The 20349-nt window shown below is 69.9% G+C and carries 15 protein-coding genes; 5 read left to right on the top strand and 10 right to left on the bottom strand.

Annotated elements, in window-relative coordinates:
- Positions 1 to 50: 50 nt before the first annotated feature.
- The 4 genes from VT85_RS04915 (at position 51) to VT85_RS04900 (ending at position 6302) form a co-directional block, all read left to right on the top strand.
- Positions 51 to 365: a hypothetical protein gene (locus VT85_RS04915; RefSeq protein WP_068411379.1), complete on the top strand. Its 315-nt coding sequence runs from the start codon at positions 51 to 53 to the stop codon at positions 363 to 365.
- 67 nt (positions 366 to 432) lie between these two features.
- On the top strand, positions 433 to 3264 hold the full coding sequence (locus VT85_RS04910; protein WP_068411376.1) for a hypothetical protein: 2832 nt from the start codon (positions 433 to 435) through the stop codon (positions 3262 to 3264).
- A 129-nt stretch (positions 3265 to 3393) separates the two neighbouring features.
- Positions 3394 to 4731: a phosphomethylpyrimidine synthase ThiC gene (gene thiC / locus VT85_RS04905; protein WP_068411373.1), complete on the top strand. Its 1338-nt coding sequence runs from the start codon at positions 3394 to 3396 to the stop codon at positions 4729 to 4731.
- A 128-nt stretch (positions 4732 to 4859) separates the two neighbouring features.
- Positions 4860 to 6302 carry a glycoside hydrolase family 140 protein gene (locus VT85_RS04900; RefSeq protein ID WP_082858363.1) on the top strand — a complete coding sequence of 481 codons (1443 nt, stop codon included), beginning with the start codon at positions 4860 to 4862 and terminating at the stop codon, positions 6300 to 6302.
- A 100-nt stretch (positions 6303 to 6402) separates the two neighbouring features.
- Here the strand turns inward: VT85_RS04900 and VT85_RS04895 are convergent, their stop codons facing one another.
- The 10 genes from VT85_RS04895 to VT85_RS04850 all read right to left on the bottom strand — a co-directional run bounded on the left by VT85_RS04895 (position 6403) and on the right by VT85_RS04850 (position 18852).
- Complete coding sequence (locus VT85_RS04895; protein ID WP_068411370.1) at positions 6403 to 7830, bottom strand: neutral/alkaline non-lysosomal ceramidase N-terminal domain-containing protein; 1428 nt, start codon at positions 7828 to 7830, stop codon at positions 6403 to 6405.
- A 61-nt stretch (positions 7831 to 7891) separates the two neighbouring features.
- Positions 7892 to 9061 carry an ATP-binding cassette domain-containing protein gene (locus VT85_RS28265; RefSeq protein ID WP_197491094.1) on the bottom strand — a complete coding sequence of 390 codons (1170 nt, stop codon included), beginning with the start codon at positions 9059 to 9061 and terminating at the stop codon, positions 7892 to 7894.
- A gap of 25 nt (positions 9062 to 9086) precedes the next feature.
- Positions 9087 to 10256, bottom strand: a complete 1170-nt coding sequence (gene devC, locus VT85_RS04885) for an ABC transporter permease DevC (RefSeq protein WP_068411367.1) — start codon at positions 10254 to 10256, stop codon at positions 9087 to 9089.
- A 68-nt stretch (positions 10257 to 10324) separates the two neighbouring features.
- Positions 10325 to 11575 carry an FtsX-like permease family protein gene (locus tag VT85_RS04880; protein ID WP_068411365.1) on the bottom strand — a complete coding sequence of 417 codons (1251 nt, stop codon included), beginning with the start codon at positions 11573 to 11575 and terminating at the stop codon, positions 10325 to 10327.
- A 2-nt stretch (positions 11576 to 11577) separates the two neighbouring features.
- Complete coding sequence (locus tag VT85_RS04875; RefSeq protein ID WP_068411347.1) at positions 11578 to 12666, bottom strand: HlyD family efflux transporter periplasmic adaptor subunit; 1089 nt, start codon at positions 12664 to 12666, stop codon at positions 11578 to 11580.
- 259 nt (positions 12667 to 12925) lie between these two features.
- Complete coding sequence (locus VT85_RS04870; RefSeq protein WP_068411337.1) at positions 12926 to 13693, bottom strand: gamma-glutamyl-gamma-aminobutyrate hydrolase family protein; 768 nt, start codon at positions 13691 to 13693, stop codon at positions 12926 to 12928.
- A gap of 592 nt (positions 13694 to 14285) precedes the next feature.
- Complete coding sequence (locus VT85_RS04865) at positions 14286 to 16082, bottom strand: cytochrome b N-terminal domain-containing protein (RefSeq protein ID WP_068411335.1); 1797 nt, start codon at positions 16080 to 16082, stop codon at positions 14286 to 14288.
- A complete protein-coding gene (locus VT85_RS04860) occupies positions 16075 to 16608 on the bottom strand; it encodes a ubiquinol-cytochrome c reductase iron-sulfur subunit (RefSeq protein ID WP_068411332.1) in 534 nt (177 codons plus the stop codon). The genes VT85_RS04865 and VT85_RS04860 overlap by 8 nt, the downstream gene beginning before the upstream one ends.
- 205 nt (positions 16609 to 16813) lie before the next feature.
- The gene (locus VT85_RS04855; protein WP_068411327.1) at positions 16814 to 17812 is read right to left on the bottom strand and encodes a DHH family phosphoesterase; all 999 of its coding nucleotides are present in this window, start codon (positions 17810 to 17812) and stop codon (positions 16814 to 16816) included.
- Between the two features lie 56 nt (positions 17813 to 17868).
- Positions 17869 to 18852, bottom strand: coding sequence for a GDP-mannose 4,6-dehydratase (locus tag VT85_RS04850; RefSeq protein ID WP_068411324.1), 984 nt, complete (start codon positions 18850 to 18852; stop codon positions 17869 to 17871).
- 350 nt (positions 18853 to 19202) lie between these two features.
- On the opposite strand from VT85_RS04850, the gene VT85_RS04845 reads away from it, so the two are divergent.
- On the top strand, positions 19203 to 20303 hold the full coding sequence (locus VT85_RS04845; protein ID WP_068411319.1) for a hypothetical protein: 1101 nt from the start codon (positions 19203 to 19205) through the stop codon (positions 20301 to 20303).
- Positions 20304 to 20349 lie beyond the last annotated feature (46 nt).

The raw sequence follows: 20349 nt of genomic DNA, 5'->3' as shown, positions 1-20349 counted from the left end.
CCAGCCCGGGACCGAAGCCCGGGTCGAACCGCGAAGAGGAGCGCCGCTGGATGGAGCCGCCCACACGCTTCCGCTACCGGCCGGTCTGTTCCGCGCCCGGCTGCGAGGAGACGGCCGTATACAAGGCCGGCGCTCTCTGGAGCGACGGACCCCGCCGCGAGTTGAAGAACTACGGCCTGGCCTGCCCGGAGCACCGCGACGCGCAGCTCGCCCGAGCGCGCGCCAACCGCGACCGCCTCAAGCTCGAGGTCGGCGAGGTCATGGGCGAAATCCGCCTGTTCCGGCTCGACCCCGATCGTCGCGACACGGACCTCGAAGACGCCCCCGACGAGGCCCCCTCGACGCCCCCCGACCCCGCCGGCTGACTCCCGACCGCCCCGCCGCGCCGGCCCGCTCGACGCCCCGAGCGACGAATCCCGGAGACCTTCACGGATGAATCGCCGACCGCCACGTCCGCGCCGAGCCCTCTCGGGCCTGTTGGGATTCGCGCTCGCCGCCGCGACGCTTGCGGCCCTCTGGGTCCCGGTCGAGGCCAAGGCCCAGGCGACGCCCTCCAACCCTCCCCTGGGGGCCGTCCGGCTCCCCAAGGAATGGCAGGATCGGTTCTGGGGGGGGCCGCAGGCCCAGGCCCTGCTGAAGCTGTCGCCCAAGGAACTCGCCGACCTCGTCCCCGTGCAGTCCGGCCTGAAATTCTGCGCCTGCCCGGCCTGCGGCGAGCCCGAACGGAACGACCCCCTGGCCTGGTCGATCGAGCAGCCCAAGGTGGTCGAGTGCCGCAAGTGCAAGGGGACCTTCCCCAGCCCCGCCTTCCCCGTCCCCAACAAGGCCGACGGCCTCGTCCCGACCGAGAAGGTGGAAGTGCTGCCGAACGTCTGGCACGCCTACCCTTATCACGTCGTGGTCCTGGAGAAGGCCGGATACGCCGACGAACGCCTCTACCTGGACGCCAAGCGCGACTACGAGGCCCGCGCCTTCCTTTCCAAGGCCGCCCTGTACGCGGCGGTCCGCTGGTCGGAATCCAAGCCGGCCGAGCGCGACCCGAAGCTCGCGCAGGCGGCCGCGGCGCTGATCCTGCGGTTCGCCCAGGTCTATCCGAAATACGCGATGCACAACGACCAGCCGGGGATCGCCAAGCAATTGCTCCCGGCCCGCGTGCCGCCGCCGTACCGCCGCGGCTTCCAGACCGGCAAGTGGGAGTGGAACGGCAGCCTTGAAACGCCCATGAACCTGTTGCTCGCCTACAGCCTCCTCCGCGACGGGGCCGACTGGCCCGAGGCCGGCCGCCTGCTCGAATGCGACGACCCGAAGCGGACGATCGAGGAGGACCTCTTCGTCGCCTCGGCCGAGCTGTCCAGCCGCCAGCCGGACGATTACACCGAGGACTCGCTCCACGTCTACCGGGGCCTCCTCAGCGTCGGCCGGCTGGTCGGCAGCGACGCGATGGTCCGCGAGGCCCTCGCCCGCATCGACGAATTCACCCGCCGCGGCTTCTACCACGACGGCTTCTGGCGGAGCGGCGACGTCCTCGGCCATCGCCGCGTGCTCGGCCTGCTCGACGGCTGGATCGACGGCCTGGCGGGCGCCGGGGCCGACAAGGGAGTCGTCGGCAAGTCGACCCTGCCCCTGATCGACCTGGCGAGGGTCGCCGGCGCGGCGGTCCCCTCGCGGCCCCCGGATCAGGACGTCCAGCGCGTCTCCTGGCCCGTGGAGGCCAGCTACCAGGCGTCGCGTCGGCCGATGCTCCTCGGGGGCGCGGGGCTCGCCCTCCTCTCCGCCGGCGAGGGCCCTCACTCCCTCGACGTCGAGCTTCGAGGCCCGGACGGGCTGACCGATCGCCGCTCCCCCCGGCTCGCCTTCCGCCTGAGCGCGGGGGGGGTCCCGCTGATCGACGACCTGGACGAGCGGCCCCCCACGGCCAACGGCTGGGACCTGGCCACCGCCAGCCACAACACGGTGGTCGTCGACGGCCTCAACCAGCGCGAGACGCCCCAGGCCGCGCGGATCCCGACGCCCGGCAGCGACTTCAAGTTCTTCGCCGCCGACCCCGACTTCCAGGTGGTCACCGCCGCCGACCGCTTCGCCTATCCGATCTCGACGAGCCGATACCGCCAGACCTTCCTCTTGAGCCGTTCGGCCGAGCGGACCTACGCCGTGTCGATCTTCGAGGTGGACGGCGGGCTCCAGCACGACCAGATCTTCCACGCCGCGCCCGGCCGCAAGGAGGCGTGGCGGCCCCACTCCGCCTCGTCGCCGGCGGCGGGGAGCCTCCTGCCCCCTTCGATCACGTTCCTGCCCGAAGCCCGACCCGAGGAAGGCCGCTGGTTCGTCCAGGCCTACGGCGAGTTCCGCCCCCGGCTCCAGGCGGCCGTCTCCGGCCCCACCCAGGTCTCTCTCGGAGGGCCGTCGCCCGCCGCCCCCCTGAAGCTGCACCTGCTGGGAGACATGCCCGCGACGCTCGTCACGGCCGACTCCGCCGACGTCTCGGCGGCCGGCGCGGAGGCCGCGCAGGCGGCGTCGAGCCGCTCCGGCCTGATCGTCCGTCGGCGCACCGAGGACGGCGGAAACCTGGCCTCGGTCTTCGTCACCGTCTTCGAACCGATGGTCCCCGGCCTCGCGCCGCTGGACCGGGTCGGCCGGGTCGAGTCGATCGGGGAGGCCGTCGTCGTGCTCGTCGAATCGCCGGAAGGCTCCGAGCATCTGGTCTTCAACCGCACCGCCGGGACCCCCGTCCGCGTCCAGCTCGCCAACGGCCGGTACGTCGCCACCGACGGCCTGGCCGTGCGGGTCCGGGGCGACGACGTCGTCCTGGCCGGCGGCTCCTTCGTGGAGGCGGCCGGCCGCCTCGTCTCCCACAAGGGCCTCCGAGGGACGATCACCGCCGCGACCCGCGAATCGAGCGAGCGGGGGCGCGGCTGGTTCCTCACCCCCGGGAAATTGCCGGAGGACCTCGCGGTCGCCGGCCGGACCCTGTTCGTGGAGCACGGCGACGGCAGCTCACGATCCTGGACCCTGGACTCGATCGAGGCGACGCCCGAAGGGACCCGTCTCCACGTCCGCGAGGAGCCCGGCTTCCGGATCGACGTCGCCACCGGGGCGGCCGAGTATTACCAGTACCCCCTGACGACGAGTCCCGGCCCGCATCGCTTCCGGCTGGCCCAGATGTCTCGAAGCCCGGCCTCGGGCGCGGGAACGATCCCCAAACCGAGCCCCCCCGCCGCCTCGGCGCGTCGTCTCGCCCCGATGCGGCGGGCCGCTGCGAATTGACCGCGCGAGGGATGCCGGTCTACGATGGAGGGCGCCCCGTCACCCGGCTGGGACGGGCGCATCAGCAGACCTGACTCGGACCGACCGGCCCCCGGGATCGGAAACGAGTGATTCAGAGGACCTTGCACGATGACGCAGATTGAACAGGCCCGGAAGGGCGTCGTCACCCCCGAGATGGAGCACGTCGCCCGCCGCGAGGGACTCGACGCCGAGACGGTCCGCTCGGAAATCGCCCGGGGACGGATGATCATCCCGGCCAACACGGTCCACCTCGGCCTGGGCCTGGAGCCGATGGGCATCGGCATCAAGACCAAGTGCAAGATCAACGCCAACATCGGCAACTCGGCCGTCACCTCCGACGTCGACAACGAGCTGGCCAAGCTGAAGCTGGCCGTCGACCTCGGCGCCGACACCGTGATGGACCTCTCCACCGGCGGCCGGATCGACGACATCCGCCAGGCGATCATCAAGGCCAGCAAGGTCCCCATCGGCACCGTGCCGATGTACCAGGCGATCCAGCAGGTCAAGAAGGTCGAGGACCTGACGGCCGACGACCTCCTGGCGATGATCGAGCACCAGGCCCAGCAGGGGGTCGACTACATGACCCTGCACATCGGCATCCTCCGCGACTACATCCCGCTGACGGCCCACCGCCTGACCGGCATCGTCTCGCGGGGCGGCTCGCTGATGGCCCAGTGGATGATCGCCCACAACAAGGAAAACCCCCTCTACACCCGCTTCGACGACATCTGCGACATCATGCGGCAGTACGACGTCTCCTTCAGCCTGGGCGACAGCCTCCGCCCCGGCTCGCTGGCCGACGCCTCCGACGCCGCCCAGTTCGCCGAGCTGAAGACCCTGGGCGAGCTCACCCGCCGGGGCTGGGAGCGTGGCTGCCAGGTCATGGTGGAGGGTCCGGGGCACATCCCCATGGACCAGATCGCCATGAACATGGAGAAGCAGGCCGTCGAGTGCAGCGAGGCCCCGTTCTACGTCCTCGGCCCGCTGGTCACCGACATCGCGCCGGGGTACGACCACATCACCTCGGCCATCGGCGCGGCCCTCGCCGGCTGGCACGGCGCGAGCATGCTCTGCTACGTCACCCCCAAGGAGCACCTGGGGCTCCCCGAGGTCGAGGACGTCCGCCAGGGGGTCGTCGCCTACAAGATCGCGGCCCACGCCGCCGACCTGGCCCGCCACCGCCCCGGCGCCCGCGACCGCGACGACGCCCTCTCCCGGGCCCGCTACAGCTTCGACTGGGAGGAGCAGTTCCGGCTCTCGCTCGACCCCGAGACCGCCCGTCGGATGCACGACGAGACCCTCCCCCAGGAAGCCTTCAAGACGGCCGCCTTCTGCAGCATGTGCGGCCCCAAGTTCTGCTCGATGCGGATCTCCGAGGACATCCGCAAGCACGCCCTGGCGACGACCTCGCTCGTCCAGCTTGAGCCCCTCGCCGCTGGTTCTTGAAGTCGGCCGCCGGTTCGCGTAAAACGTGCGGAAACCACCGAGGGGTCGTCGGTCGCGCCGAAATGGCGGGGTCCGACGACCCTTCGTCATGCGCCTTTCCCACGGCCTCGGGCCGGAAAGCACCGCCCATGACTCCGCTCCCCAGGATCCTGCTGGTCGCCGCGCTGGCTTCCCTCACCCTCGCCCCCGCTCGGGCCGACGAGCCGAAGTCCAGGTTCCCGGCCCGCGTCAGTGACGACGGCCGTCTCCTGCTGGCCGAAGACGGCGAGCCCTTCTTCTACCTGGGCGACACCGCCTGGGAGCTGTTCCACCGCCTCGACCGCGGGGAGGCCGAGCGCTACCTGAGCGACCGCGCCCGCAAGGGGTTCACGGTCATCCAGGCCGTCGCCCTCGCCGAGCTTGACGGCCATTCCACGCCCAACGCCTACGGCCATCTCCCCCTGGTCGACCTCGACCCGGCCCGGCCGGCGGTGAGCGACGGCCCGAGCGACGACTACTGGGACCACGTCGACTTCATCGTCGACCGCGCCAACGCCCTCGGCTTGACCATCGGATTTTTGCCCACCTGGGGACGCTACTGGCACGAGCCGATCAAGGACGGCAAGCCGCTGTTCAACGCCGAGAACGCCGGGAAGTACGGCGAATGGCTCGGCCGGCGGTACGGCGGCAAGGGGGTGATCTGGATCCTCGGCGGCGACCGCAACGTCGAGAACGACGACCAGAAGGCTTTGATCGAATCCATGGCGCGGGGCCTGCGGCGGGGAGACGGCGGACGGAGGCTGATCAGCTTCCATCCGACGGGCGGCCAGGGCTCGTCGCGGTGGTTCCACGACGCGGACTGGCTCTCGTTCAACATGCGGCAGAACGGCCACAATACCGACTACACCGGCACGTATGACCACACACGCCCGGATTACGACCTCCTGCCCCCGAAGCCGGTGATCGACGGCGAGCCGCTCTACGAGGCCCATCCGATCTCGTTCAAGGCCGATCGCAACGGCCACTCGATCGCCGCCGACGTGCGCCGGCCGCTCTACTGGGACCTCTTCTCCGGGGCCTGCGGCCACACCTACGGCCACCACTCGGTCTGGCAGATGTGGCAGCCGGGACGCCCCCCGATCAACAACCCGCTCCTCCCCTGGCATGAGGCCCTCGACGACCCGGGCGCAGCCCAGATGCAGCACGGCCGCCGACTGATCGAGTCGCGACCGACGGCCTCGCGCATCCCCGACGACTCGTTGATCGTCGCCGATCGCGTGCCGACCTCCGTGCCCGGCGCGGGCCGCTACCGCTTCGTCGCCACCCGCGACCGCGACGGCTCCTACGCCATGATCTACGCGCCGGTCGGCCGGGCGTTCTCGGTCAGAATGGACGTCGTCAAGGGGCCCAAGGTCCGCGCCTGGTGGTTCAACCCCCGCACCGGCGAGGCCGAGTCGATCGGCGAGTTCCCCAACGAAGGCGAGCGTCGATTCGGCCCCCCCGCCCCCGGCGAAGCGCTCGACTGGATCCTGGTCCTCGACGACGCCTCCCGAAACTTCCCGCCGCCGGGCCGACCGCTCACGGGGGACTGATCCCAAACGCCGGATGAGGGGGCAGATGGGAGAAGGAATGCTGACGCGATCATGCCTTCCCCCTGGTGGGGGAAGGACGTGAACGGCCCGACTCGGGTGGTTACTTCTTCATCGACGGGATGAGCGCCTCGGGGACGAGCAGGAAGTCCGGCTCGGGCGTCGCGGCCGTCCGCTGGTAGGTGTCGCCCAGGAGGGATTCGACGGTCGAGATCAGGAGGTCCTCGACGGCCGGGTTGTAGCGCGAGGGCCATCCGTAGTAGATCTGCGAGAAGTCGGGCTCATAGCCGCCTTCGGCCAGGATGCGCCGCGAGGGGATGTAGCCGGGGACGTCGTTGCTCCAGCCGTTGACCCAGAGTCGGGTCCAGTCCATCTCGCGCTTGAGCCGGACGGCGTAGTCGACGGTCACCTCGCCGGGGAGGAAGACGATCGCCAGGTCGTCGCCGAACCGCCAGGTCGCGATCGGGTACGGGACGGCCGACGGCAGCTTGCCGTCGCGGTCGAGCTGGGCGAGCATCCGTTTGGCGTGTCGGCCCTCGAAGCCCTCGCGCCGGGCCTCCTTCTCCCAGTGGGCGCGGTCGTACGTCGTTTCGAGGGGGAGCTCGATGGTCTTCTCGACGACCTCCGGGGCGGCCTCGAGGGGGGTGAGCGAGGTTTTCGCGAGGCGGGCGACCTCGTCGGCGAGGGCGCGGCCGTGGCGGCGCGAGAGGTCGATGCTGCCGGTCGGCTGGGGGCCGACGTCGGCGCCGCAGCCGATGGTGATCAGGGCCGTGGCGCCCGGGGCGTCCTGCTCGATGTCGGTCGCGGCGAACCCGGCCCAGTCGCCCCCGACGCGGTTCTCGGACCCGGCGCTGGTGCAATGGCAGGCGTAGTTGGCCCACACGGCGACGAGCTCGCCGTCGCGGCGGGCGAACATCGCGGGCATGCTGTGGTCGACCGGGGCCTTCTCGGCGAACCCGAACCCGATCCACTGGCCGTCCTTCATCCAGCGGCGGTTGCCGCCGAACTTGGCGCGGCCCTGGCCCCAGGAGAGCTCGGCCGGCTTGCGATCGCGGACGGCCGCCAGGGCGACCTCGACGATCTTGTCGGTCAGCCATCGCGTGTAGGCGACGACCCGCTCATGCTGCTCGGGCGTCTCGCGACCTTCCCAGATCAGCGGGGCGTAGCCGACGAGCGAGGGCGCGTTGTGGGTATGGGTCGAGGCGACCACCAGTCGGGCCGGGTTGAAGCCCCCCTTCTCGGCGATCAGGCGGCGGGCCTCGGCGACGACAGGCGCCGGGACGCCGCAGTTCTCAACGGCGACGAGGACCACGGGATCGGAGTCCCCGATGGCCAGCGCCCGGGCCGAGATGGGGGCGTCGACGGCCTCGTGCTCGCCGACGCGATGGCCGTAGCCGGTGAGCAGCACGGGGTGGGTGGGCGTCACGTCGACCTTGGCGACCCCCACGGCCACCGGCTCGGCGGCGAGCGCCAGGGTGGGGGAGGCGATCGACAGGAGCAGGGCGGCGATCTGGAACGGCGATCGGTTCATCAGCGAACCCTCGGGTCAGGTGGGAATGGGGCGGAAGGCGTCGATCGGACGCGCGCCGCGGTCAGGGGGTGGTCGGGACCGGCGGCGGGGCGGCCAACGACGCGCCGGCGAGAAGGTTGCGGATCCGGGTCTCGAACGACTGGTCCTCGGCCAGCGCCGCCAGGAAGTCGTCCTTCGTCAGGACGTAGAGTTCCATCTCGGTCCTCGCGGTCACGGTCTCAGGGACCGGCCGCTTGAAGTACGAGGAGATCATGCCGAAGCTCTCGCCGTAGCACTTCTCCTCCTCGTACCGGCCGTCCTGGTAGGCGTCGGCCACGCCCGAGCCGATGATGTAGAAGCGGTCGCACTCCGTCCCCTCGGCGACGATCGTCTCGCCCGGGACGCGGGTCTCCACGGTCATGGCGTTGGCGAGCCGCGAGAGAGTGGCCTCGCCGAGCCCTTCCAGGAAGGGGGACGCGGCCAGGGCCCGGACGATCCGCACGGCGACCTTGGTGAGCGAGTTCGTGGCGATCCGGCCCCCCACCATGTTGACGATCCGGTCGGCCTTGTCGATGACCCGTTGGTCGTGGGTGACCAGGAGGATCGTCGTCCGGGTCGGGCCGTCGGCCAGGCCGCGGAGCAGGTCGAGCACGACCCCGCTCGACTCGGCGTCGAGCGAGGCGGTCGGCTCGTCGGCCAGGACCATCTTGGGCTCGTTGACGAGCGCCCGGGCGATCGCCACCCGCTGCTTCTGGCCGCCGGAGAGTTCGGCGGGCCGGTGGTGGATGCGGTCTCCGAGCCCCAGCCGCGTCAGCATGTCGACGCAACGGCGGTTCATCTCTCCGACCGACGCCGGCTTCAGCGCCGTGGCCATGCGCACGTTCTCGAGCGCCGAGAGCGAGGAGAACAGGTTGTGCTGCTGGAAGATGAACCCCACGTCCTTCCGCAGGTCGACCTGCTCCGCCTCGCCGGCCCTGGACAGGTTCTTGTGGAGCACCTCCAGGTAGCCCGACTGCATCTTGCGGAGGGCGCCGATCAGGGTCAGGAGGGTGGACTTCCCGGAGCCCGACGGCCCGGTCATGATCACGACCTCGCCCCGGCTGATCTCCAGATGGTTGTCGAACAGGACCTGGGTCCGGGTGTCGCCGGCGCCGTAGGCGTAGTTCACCCCCACGGCGCGGATCACCACGTCGCCGCCGGCGGGCAGGTTCACGGCGCGGGTCATGGTCGTCGTGAGCGTGGCCGAACTCATGTGGATCCCTCCTCGGATTCTTTGGTCAAGCGAAGAGCTGGGCCGGGTCCGCCGAGATCAGCCGACGCGCCGCATAGAGTCCGGAGCCCAGGCACATCGCGACCGTCAGCGCCAGGATCAGGTACGGGTTGTTCCGCGAGACGTCCATCGGCAAGCCCGTCAACCGCTGGACCCATTGGAACAGGAAGAAGCTGACGACCAGCCCCGCCGCATAGCCGAGCAGCGCCAGGTACAGGGCCTGCGTCATCACCACCCGGTAGAGCGCGAAGTTGGAGTAGCCGATCGCCTTGAGCGTCGCGAACTCCGGGAGCCGGTCGCTGACGTCGGAGTAGAGCACCTGATAGCAGATCACCGACCCGACGATGAATCCCATGACCACGCCGATGTAGAAGACCGTGCCGATCGGGGCCACCTTATCCCAGAAGTCGCGCTCGCGGGCGATGAACTGGTCCAGGGTGAGCACCCGGACGTCGGGCGGCAGCGAGGCGGTCAGGGCGTCGCACACCCGGCGGGGGTCGGCGCCGGGACGGATGCGGACGACGCCGACCTGCACCTTGCGGTCCATCAGGGACGGCCCGTCCAGCTCGGGGAACGCCGTCATCATGTTCCGATCGCTCACCACCAGGTTGCCGTTGGTCTGGACGTTGATCCCCAGCGAGAACGTCCCCACGATCTCGAACCGGCGGCCCGAGAGTTCGGAGACCTGGCCCTCCCGAAAGACGCCGAACTGCTGCTCGCGCGACCGTTCGTCGGCCATCGCCGTGTTGGGCCGGCTCCACAGTGCGCGGGCCGCCTTCAACTCGGGGACGTCCAGCAGGTCGTCCTCCGGCGGGTAGCCGACGACGCAGATCCGCTCCTCCTCGTTCGTCTCGGGATTGCGCCAGTAGGACGACCGCGTCACCGTGTAGAGCGGGCTGGTCGAGGCCACGTCTGGGACGTCCCGCGCCTGAACGATCCGCTCCAGCGGGAACGGGAACGGCACGGACAGGGTGTAGAGGGTCCGGCTGACGATGACCACCTGGCCGTCGATCCGTTCGATCACGTTGACCATGCTGTCCAGGATCGACTTGCGGAAGCCGTTCTCCATGAACATCAAGGTCGTGGCGAACGCGACGCCGGCGACCGACGCGAGCAGCCGGAGCTTGTGCTCGGTGAGGTTCCGCCAGGCCAGGTGGACGTTGCGGCCGGGTTGCATGCGGGGGGGTCCGTCGACGGGGACGGGCGGCCGTCGGGGCCGCCGGGGATTCCGTTTGCGATTCCGATTCAGAACAGGTCGGCGGGGTCTGCGGCACGCAGCCGGTTCACCGTCAGGGCCCCCGTGACCGCGCCGACCGCGACCGCCAGGGCGAAGGTCAGCGCCAGGTTCCGCCGCGTGAGCAACATCGGGATGCCCGCCAGGGTCTCGGTCGCCTGGTACACGACGTATGCGATCACCACAGCGAGGGCGAACGAAATCAGCATGTAAAGCACCGCCTGGAAGACCAGGATCCCCGCCAGCCGGGGCGTCGAATAGCCCATCGCCTGGAGCGTCGCATACTCGGGAAGGTGCTCGCGGACGTCGTTCGACAGCACCTGATAGACCACCACGGCGGCTACGCCCATGGCGACCAGCACGCCGATCGCGAAAAGCTGCCCCGTGGAGGTCTGGTTGACCCAGTGGTCGACCTCGCTCGCCAGGATCGCCGCTCGAGACTCGACGCGGACGTCGGGCGGCAGGGTCTCCCGAAGCCGGGCGACGGTCTCGTCGACGGTCCCGGCCCGGACCTTGAGGAGCCCGAAATTCGTGGTCTCGCGCGACTCGTAGCCGCAGATCCGCACGAAGTCGTCGTCCGAGCAAAGCACGGTCGAATCGGCCGCGAAGCCCCGGAGCATCGGGAAGCCGCCGACGACCTCGACGGCCGTCTCCTCCAGCTCCCAGTCGTGGTAGCGGTCCCGGACCTGCCAGCCGAAGTCCGCGTTGGACAGCTCGTTGAGCAAGACGCGATTCGGCACCCGCATCCTCGCCTTGTCCGCCTCGATCGACTCCAGGATCGGGGAGTGGAACGGCGGGTGGTCCAGGTCGAATCCCAGGACGTAAAGCTGCCGGCGCTGGAGCGGGCGGGGGGCGGCCGACCCGGCGAGCCAGCGCGAGAGCGCCCCCGGCTGCGGCGCGGAGTCATCCGGCGGGTCGTCGAGCGGGTTCGGCGGGCATCGCCAGAGGGCGAAGCTCGCATAAAGCGGCGTCGCCTCGACGACCGTGTCCAGGCCCTCGGCTTGCCGAAGCCGTTCCAGCGGCAGGAAGCCCGGCCCGTAGAACTGCTCGTACCGCGACGACGTCAGCAGGACGTCGAAATCCAGGACGTCGTAATTGTTCGTGGCCGTGATCCGGACCGCCTGGAGGAATCCGAGCTGGAGCAGGACCATCGTCAGCGAGAACGCCGCCCCCGAGATCGCGGCGAGCGACCGACGGCCGCCGTGGGCCACGTTGCGCCAGGCGAGCGGCGGGTTGCGTAATCCGAACCGAAACGTCGCCACGATCAGCCCCCCCCGCCGGGGGTGATGGCCACTTCCGCTTCCATGTTGATCAGTCGCGACGCCGGCCCGGGCTCGTCGAGCGCCACGCGAACCTTCACGACGCGGACGTCCTTCAGGGCCCGGGGGTCCAGGCTCGCGGCCTGGTTCCGCCCGACCAGCGAGCCGACGTGAGTCACCTTGCCCGGGATCTCCCGGCCGAGGATGGAGACCGTCGCGGCGTCCCCCTCCTTCACGCGGGGCGCGTCGGTCTGGAAGACCTCGGCCACGGCGACGATCGCCGAGACGTCGCCCATCACCAGGAGCTGTCCCGAGCCGACCTCGCCCGCGCGGCCGATCACGTCGAGCACCTTCCCGGCGCGGGGCGCGACGACCTGGGTCTGCTCCAGCGCCGCCTTCGCCAGCGCGATCTGGGCGTCGGCCAGTTGGAACTCCGGGTTGTCGTCCGCGACCTGCGCGTCTTCCAGCTTTCGCTTCTGCGCGGTCAGTTCGGCCTCGATTTCGAGGAGCGATTTGTCGAGCTCGGCCTGAGTCGTCTTGGCGACGAGTTCGACAAATCGACCTTCCTCTTCGAGCTTCGCCCGGTCGACGACCCCCGGGGCCAGCGAGCCCAGGTTGTATAGAGGCGTGGCCTTGTCGAGCAGCTTCCGGAGTTGCTCGGCGACCTTGGTCGCCGCCTGCAGTCGGGGGGGGTGGGTCTTGTCGAACTGCGCTCGCTCCAGGTTGAGCTTGTCCTTCGCCGCGGCCCGCTGGAAGTCGGCCTTCCGCTTGTTCAGCTCGGCCATCGCCAGTTGCGCCTCGGCCTCCGTGCGGCCTTCGAGGATGGCCAGGACCTGACCGGCGGCCACGTCGTCGCCCACGGCGACCTTGATCTCTTCGATCCGCTGGCCCGGCCGAGAGCCGATGGTGATCAGGCCGGTCGCGGGCTCGATCCGGCCGAGGGCGTGGATGCGAGACGCCGCGACCGGGGCCGGGGCCGTCGAACTTTGGGCCTTCAGCGATGCGGGAGCGGCCGCGAGCAGGACGAGGATCGCCGCGAGCGGTGGGAAGGACGGCGTCCGAGGACGGTCGCCGCCGGTTCTCGAATCGGTCATGGCTGGGGCGTCTCCGCGGGCGGAACGAGGCTCGGGACGACGAGGCCGACGGTCGGCGGCGTCGATTCCGGGCCGGGTCCACGTTCGTAACGTTGCGATCTTAGGGCAGGGACCGACGGCGTCCAACCCCCGACCGCCCGAAGTTCGCCCCAGTTGCAACCCGCGCGCCGGGATCGGATTCGAAACGCGAGACGGCCTCGCGCCCTGTCGGGAGGTCGCGAGGCCGTCTCGGAGTTTTGGGATCCGCCGGCGTGAGGCGTCAGCCGACGCGGGCGAGGGCGGGGGTGGCGTGCGTGGCGGAATGCCTGGCCTCGCCGGCGGCCTCGACGAAGGCCTCGATGAGCTGCATGTCGAGCGAGATGTGGCCCTCGTTCTCCGGGTGCCACTGGACGCCCACCACCCACCAGTTCGCGTCCTTGCCCTCGTAGGCCTCGATCAGGCCGTCGGGGGCGAGGGCGGCGATGCGGAAGCCCGGCGCGAGCTTGCGGACGCCCATGTGGTGGTAGCTGCTGACGCGGACCTCGCCCGGGCCGTAGATCTCAGCCAGGCGGGTGCGGGGGCGCATCGTCACGGTGTGCCGGTGGGCGCCGCCGTGGGGATCGTAGTGGGGGATGCACTTGGGCAGGTCTTCCGGCAGGTGGACGAAGAGGCCGCCGCCGGCCACCACGTTCAATTCCTGCATGCCCAGGCCGATCCCCAGCGTCGCGATCTTCTCCTGCTGCACCAGCTTGCAGAGGAGCCGGTCGGACAGCTCGCGACGCTCGCACATCACGTTGACCGACGGGTGGGGCGACAGGCCCATCTTGCGGGGATCGAGGTCGTCGCCGCCGGTGAGGACCACGCCGTCGAGCTTGTCCAGGATCGGGAGCATGTCGCTCTCGCGGGTGAACGGCGGGATCATGATCGGCAGGGCACCGGCGGTCAGCAGGGCGTCGTAGTAGCCCGTGGACGCCAGGCTGTGCGGGGTACGGCTCTTGCCCGAATCCCGGAGATCCATGTTGATGCCGATGAGGGGTCGGTGGTTCATGGCGGAATCCCTTCCGATGGTGGTTTGAGGCTTGGCGGAATCCGTTCCCTTCCCCCGAGGCGCACGCCGGGGCGCGGAGCCGCCGGGGACGCGAGTCGAAGGACCGCGCAGTTGCAGGATCGACGAAGGCTTGACGGAGCCGGGTCGCGATGGGGACCACGGGCTCGAAACGAGGACCCAAGGAGGTCGTCGGGTGTATCGGGTGGGCCGGATGGAGAGGGGTCGATCGCCTGTCCGAACTCTGCGTTCCCCTCCGTGGGCCGAGCGTTCAAGGCCGGTGGAGTCTATCCGTCCCACCACCCCGATATCAAGCGAATTTCCAGGGAAACCGCCGGATTACGTTGAATTTGAGGGCTCGCTTTGCCGAGGGGAAGCGGGGTATCCGGAATCCCGTCCCCCCGGTGTTCAGATGAGCCCGAGTGCATCAGACGCCTCGCGGCCGGATTCCGAGCCGGGCGACGATATGGGAACCCGAGGCTCTCGGCGCACGCGGGCCCGGCGAGGCCGTCCCGACCGGATGACGCCTCGACGAGCTGGATTTCGAAAGCAAGCAGCGGGACGCGCCGAGGACCGGCGCGTCCCGCGAGGCGGTTCAGGGCCGCGCGGCGGAACTGGCTTCAGGCTTGAGGTAGTCGTCCTTGAGATAGCGGACGATCATGCTCAGGTCGGATTCGTTCAGATTCTCGGGAGTCGCGGCGGGCATCCGCTGCTTCTCCTCGAGGAAGCCGTAGAGGTCCGCCGCCCCCGGCTTGCGGATCATCTTGTTCATCCAGCGGGGCGACCCCCAGGCGAACAGGTCGGGGGCGTCTCGCATCCCTCCCTCGGTGTAGCCGTCGATCATGTGGCAGGAGCCGCATTCCTTGACGAAGAGGTCGTTGCCGGGGTGGTCGACGACGCCCGGCGTGTTGAGCCACTCGTCGACGGTCTGGTCGGCGGGGATCGCGGCGAACGTCGCCACGAATTCGGCCACCTGATCGAGCTGCTTGGCGTCGAGCTTCGACGCGTTCTTCCACTCGGTCATGCCGTCGCATTCGGGCGTCTTGCCGAAATAGGCGTCAGCGTCGGGCTTCTCCAGCAGGCCCCGGACCCAGGCGTACGAGCCGAAGCCCTTCAGGTCGGGTGCCGACTGGTCCCCCTCCCCCTCGCCTCCCAGGCGATGGCAGCCCAGGCAGTTTTTCTCGAGCAGCGCCGAGCCTCGCGTGAGCGGGTCGAGCCGCATCAGATAGCTCGCCCCTTCGGGAGGCACGCCGAAGTCGGGATGCGCCGCCAGGTAGAGCGCGCGATCGGTGGCCGCATCGGCCTTCTCGCGAGCCTCGCGGAACGACTCGCTCGCCATGTCCTCGCGGAACGACTCGATCGTCAGGTAGCCGGCGCCGCCGGCCAGGGCGAAGACCCCCGAGCAGACCAGGAAGTGGAGCGGCTTCGAGGGCAGGATCTTGTCCAGGAGCGGCAGCAGGGCCAGCGTGGTCATCAGCGCCCCGGGGATGGCGATCGACCCCACCCACTCCAGGCGGCCCGGAAACAGCTTGAGCATCTGGAAAAGGAACCGGAAGAACCACTCCGGCCGCGCGGGATAGTCCGAGCTGGACGGGTCGGCCGGGGCGTCGAGCGGCGCCCCCCCTTCCCAGAGGACCAGGCCGACCATCACGCCCAGGATCGCCGTGACGATCAGGGAGTTGCGAAACGTCTGGTCGGGGAAGTAGGTGGCCAGGGGGGTCCCGGCGGGGGGTGCGGTCGCATTCGCGGGGGGCTTCAGGCCGTGCCGGTAACGAAGCGCCAGGTGGGCGCCCAGGACGACGGCCAGGAGCACGGGGAGGATGCCGACGTGCAGGCCGTAGAACCGGGTCACGGTCTGATTGCCGTACTCCGCCCCACCCACGACCGCCGTCTTGACGTACGGACCGAGGACCGGCGCGCCCCCCATGATGTTGGTGACGACCTTGGTGGCCCAGTAGCCCTTCTGGTCCCAGGGAAGTTGATAGCCGGTATGGCTGAACGCCAGGATAAGCGTCATAAGAATGAGGCCCATCCACCAGTTGACCTCGCGCGGCGCGCGGTAGGCGGCGGCGAAGAGGACCTGCAACAGGTGGACGCCCAAAAGGACCATGACGGTCTGGGCGCCGAAGTGGTGGAGGCCCCGGATGAACCAGCCCATCCACATCTGCTTCTCGATGTAGAAGACGCTCCCCCACGCGGTCGACGACGAGGCGCTGTAGGCCGTCATCATCATCAGGCCGGTGAAGGCCTGGATGAGCAGGATGGCGAGGAGGGCGGAGCCGCAGACGTACCCCCAGCGGGGGCCGGCGGGGAGGGGCTCGTCCCGCATCGACCGCAAGGGGCCGTAGAGGCCGGTGCGGTCCTGGATCCAGTCGACGAGGGTGTTACGCAAGGGGGATCTGCTCCTCGGCCAGAGTCCGGAAACGCTGGAAGCGGACGCGGACCTCGGGGTCGTCGTCCCGGCTCAGCTCGACGTCGAGCCGGTCCATGGGTCGCGGCGGGACGTGATTCAAAGGCTTCCCCTCCAGGTCGAAGGCGCTGGTGTGGCACGGGCAGATGAAGCTCTTGCCGTCGCCCATGAGGTTGATCGCGCAACCCAGGTGGGGACACTCCGCGGAGTAGGCGATCACGGCGGGCTCGACCCCTTCGGGCTGGCGCACCAGCCAGACCGAGCCGGCCGGCTCTTGCGGGTATTTGACCCAGGCGTCGACCTGATCGCGGACGATGCCGAACGACTGGGGGACGCCGACCTTGAGCCGGCTGAGCGGGACCAGGCCCTCGAACGCGTCGGCGTCCGCGGCCTTACCGGTCCTTCGCAATGGGTTGAGGAGGAAGGCGGCCGCAGGCACGGCGACCGTCAGCTTGACCAGCGCGCCCAGGAACCTCGTCCCCAGACGGTGGAAATCGCGTCGATTCATGCGGGGGGCCTCAACAAGGTGGGGGGTCGCGTGCGGCGTGGAGGCGGGGGCGGACGCTCGTCGGCCCTCCTCGTGGAGGAAGGAGCCCGGCGGCGTCCGGCGGTCGGAGGCGGGTCTGGGCGAGAGCGGGTCGCCGGAGACCGGGATCGAGGCGACGGACGCCGAGGGAGCGTGCCCGCGGCGCTCGCGATTCCGAGGTCTATCCTTACGCGCCCACCGAGGTCGGATCAAGAGCCTTGCGGACGGCGGCGAGGACGCGGTCGACGGCCACCGGGAGCGGGCCGGGGAGGCTCAACCCGGCGGCCGCCTTGTGCCCGCCGCCCCCGAACTCGGCGGCGATCCGGGCGCAATCGGCCCCGGCGCGAGACCGCAGCGAGCCCTTCACTCCCCCATGCGGGAGTTCGATCAGGAGCAGGCCGATCTCGACCCCGCGCAGGCTCACCGTGTAGTCGACCAGGTCTTCGGTGTCGGACGGGATCGACCCGGTCCGCTCCAGGTCCTCGAGCGAGACGGTGGAGTAGGCGACGCGGCCGTCGAGGTCGGTCTTCATCCCGGCGAGGAACTCGCCCGTCAGCCGCAGGCCCGCCAGGGTGTTCCGCTCGAACAGGTCGCGGTAGATCCGATCGATCTCCGCGCCGGCCTCGATCAGCTCGGACGCGGCGAGCAGCGTCGAGGGCTTGGTGTTGGGGTGGCGGAACCAGCCGGTGTCCATGGCGATCGCCGTGAACAGGCCGGTGGCGACCTCCTTCGTGAACGAGCCGCCGAGCGCCTTGATCGCCCGCATGACGAGCGTCCCGGCCGCCTCGGCCGACGTGTCCTTGAGGAAGACGGCCCCCAGGTCGTCCTGGCTGACGTGGTGGTCGACGACGACCTTCGGCCCCCGGAAGCCCCGGAAGAAATCGGCCATGTCGCCGAGCTGCGACCACGCGGACAAGTCGAGGATCACCGCGACCTCGCGATCGTCGAGGCTGCCGGCGGGGAGGCTGCTGAAATGCTCGAAGAACGTGCCGTCCGGGTCGAGGTAGTCGTACCGCGGCGGGGTCCGGCTGGTGTTCACGACCCGGACGTCCTTCCCCTTCTGGCGGAGCAGGCCCGCCATGCCGACCTCGGATCCGAGCGCGTCGCCGTCGGGGCGGATGTGGGTCGTCAGCAGGAACCGGTCGTACTTCTCCACCAGGTCGGCGAGCGGGGTCCAGTCGATCATCGTCGGGCTCGATCCATAATCTACGGTGTTGGAATGGGGACGTTCCGGCTTCGAGTTCAGGTCGTGTAGACGTCGGGGCGGAAGCGGTCGAGGTGGTCGCGGATCCAGTCCACGGTCTCGGCCAGGCCGTCTTCCAGGCTGTAGCGGGGCCGCCAGTCCCAGAGCTGCTGCGCCAGCGCGGTACCGGCGAGCAGCCGCTCGACCTCGCTGGCGGCGGGGCGGAGACGGTCCGATTGGGTCTCGACCTCCAGGGTCCGGCCGAGGATCGCGCCGATCTTCTCGACGAGGTCGCCGATGCTCACGTCCGAGCCCCTCCCCACGTTCACCACCCGGCCGAGGGCCGCGTCGCACGAGGCGACCGCCACGAACGCCTCGGCGGTGTCCTTGACGTAGGTCAGGTCGCGACGGGGGTCGAGCCGGCCGAGCTTCACCACGGGACGGCTCAGCGCCTGGCTGATGATCGTGGGGATGATCGCGCGGGCCGACTGGCGGGGGCCGAACGTGTTGAACGGCCGGAGGACCGAGACCGGGGTCTCGAACGAGCGGAAATAGCTCTCGCCGAGTGCGTCCGAGGCGATCTTGGTCGCCGCGTAGGGCGACTGCCCGCACAGAGGGTGCTTCTCGTCGATCGGCACGTACCGGGCCGTGCCGTAGACCTCCGAAGTCGAGGTCAGCACCACCCGCTCCAGCGTCGTCGACCGCCGGCAGGCGTCCAGGACGTGCGCGGTGCCGTTGACGTTGGTCTGAACCACGTCGTACGGGTTCTGGTACGAGTACGGGATCGCGATCAGGGCACCGAGGTGGAACACCTGCTCGCGGCCCTCGACGGCCCGGAAAACGGCGTCGGAGTCCTTCAAATCGCCCCGATGCACCTCGATCTCGGACTGCACGTCCCGCGGCAGGTCGTCGAGATGGCCCCGATCGTCCCGGCCGTTGTAACGCACCAGCGCGCGGACGCGATGTCCCAGACGCACCAGGCGTTCCGTCAAATGGCTGCCGATGAACCCCCCCGCCCCGGTGACCAGGACCGCCTTGCCCATGTCTTACGCACTCCACGACGCCCCCGGCCCCGCCGGGGAAGATTTTCGAACACGCGAATGGGGCCAATCTTAGAGCGTTCCGCCCGTCTTGACCACGCGAACCCGGGCGCAATCCCTCCCGCCAAACCGGAAGGCGACCAACCCAACCACCCTGACAACCCCAACCCCCTGTTCATCAAGAAGGCCGCACGACTCCCAAAGCACTCATTTTCTCGATACTCCGTAAAGCAACCGAGGAGCCCCGTCGATACTGTTTAACAAGAAGCCAAGAGGAAACCCCACTCGCTTGCATCCGAACTGGCATGGAAGAGCGGAACACGATGAATCCGACACGATCCGGAGATAGACCGATGACGCTGCGGCTTGTCTTGGTCAGTCTGGTGGCGGGATTGGGGCTGGGTCTTCCCGCCTGGCCCAAGATTGAAGGCTGGGTCGACACCACGCAGAAGTGGATGAACGCCCGGCTCGCTGAGATGGACGTCCGGCGGGGGGAGGAGAAGCAGTACGTCGTGATCCATGACCTGCTCGCGGCGGAGATGGAGCGGGCTCGCGCCGCCCGCCTCGCCCGTCGCCACCGGGCGGTCGAGCCGGCGGTCGCGCCTCGGGTTGCGACGATCGCGCTCCCGCATCCGACCTCCCCCCGCCACCGCGCCGAGATGCTCGCCGGACGGACCTCCTCGCAGGTCGTCGCGTCGGCGGTCCCGTTCCCCCTCCCCAAGCTCGACGACTATCTGGTCGCGACGAAGATTCCCGCCCCGGTCGTCGCGGCGACGGCCCCCGCGCCGGACGCGTTCGTCGCCCCCGTCGTCCGGCCCGACGAGTTGGCCCGGCTGGCGTGGGATCGCTTCGGCGCCGCCGGGACGCGGCTGGTCGAGACCTTCGCCGAGGGACTCCGCGAGGCCGAGGCCCGGGAAAGCCTGGCCCTGGCCTTCGCCGCCCTTGAGTCCTCGGAGAACCTCTACTTCGACGACGACTTCACCCTCAAGGCCGACCTCGCCCCCGTCGCGGAAGCCGAGTCGGTGGCGATCGTCGAGCCGACGCCCTCGACGCTCCCCGAGGCGATCTTCGCGGAAGCCCCCGCCTCGATCGTTGCGGAACCGGCCCTGCTTCCCGGCTTCGAAGCGATGGAACAGAGCGCCGACCTGTATTTCGCGGCCCCGCTCATCGACGAGTCGGCCCCCGCCCCCGAGGCGTTCGCGGCGACTCCCCAGCCCCGGACCGAGGCCCATGCGGCCCCCGTCGCCGAGGAGACCGGCCTGGCGATGCTGCCGGCGGACGTGTTCGCCCCGGAGGAACCGGCCGTCGCGACCCTGGTCAGCTCCGAGCCTATCGTGACGCCCGACGTGAACCGGGCCGTCCGCCTGACCCGCGAGGCCCTCAGCGCCTGGGTGAACGTCCTGACCGGGCCGGCCCTGGTTACGGCCTCGCACACGACCGCCGCGACCCGCTGAGAATTCGCCGACGGGTTGCATCCCTAGGAACGAACACGCGGCGGCC

The organism is Planctomyces sp. SH-PL62 (genome assembly GCF_001610895.1).
Classification (GTDB): Bacteria; Planctomycetota; Planctomycetia; order Isosphaerales; family Isosphaeraceae; genus Paludisphaera.
Note: the sequence above shows the minus strand (reverse complement) of the source record. Positions and strands in the feature narration are given on the sequence as shown.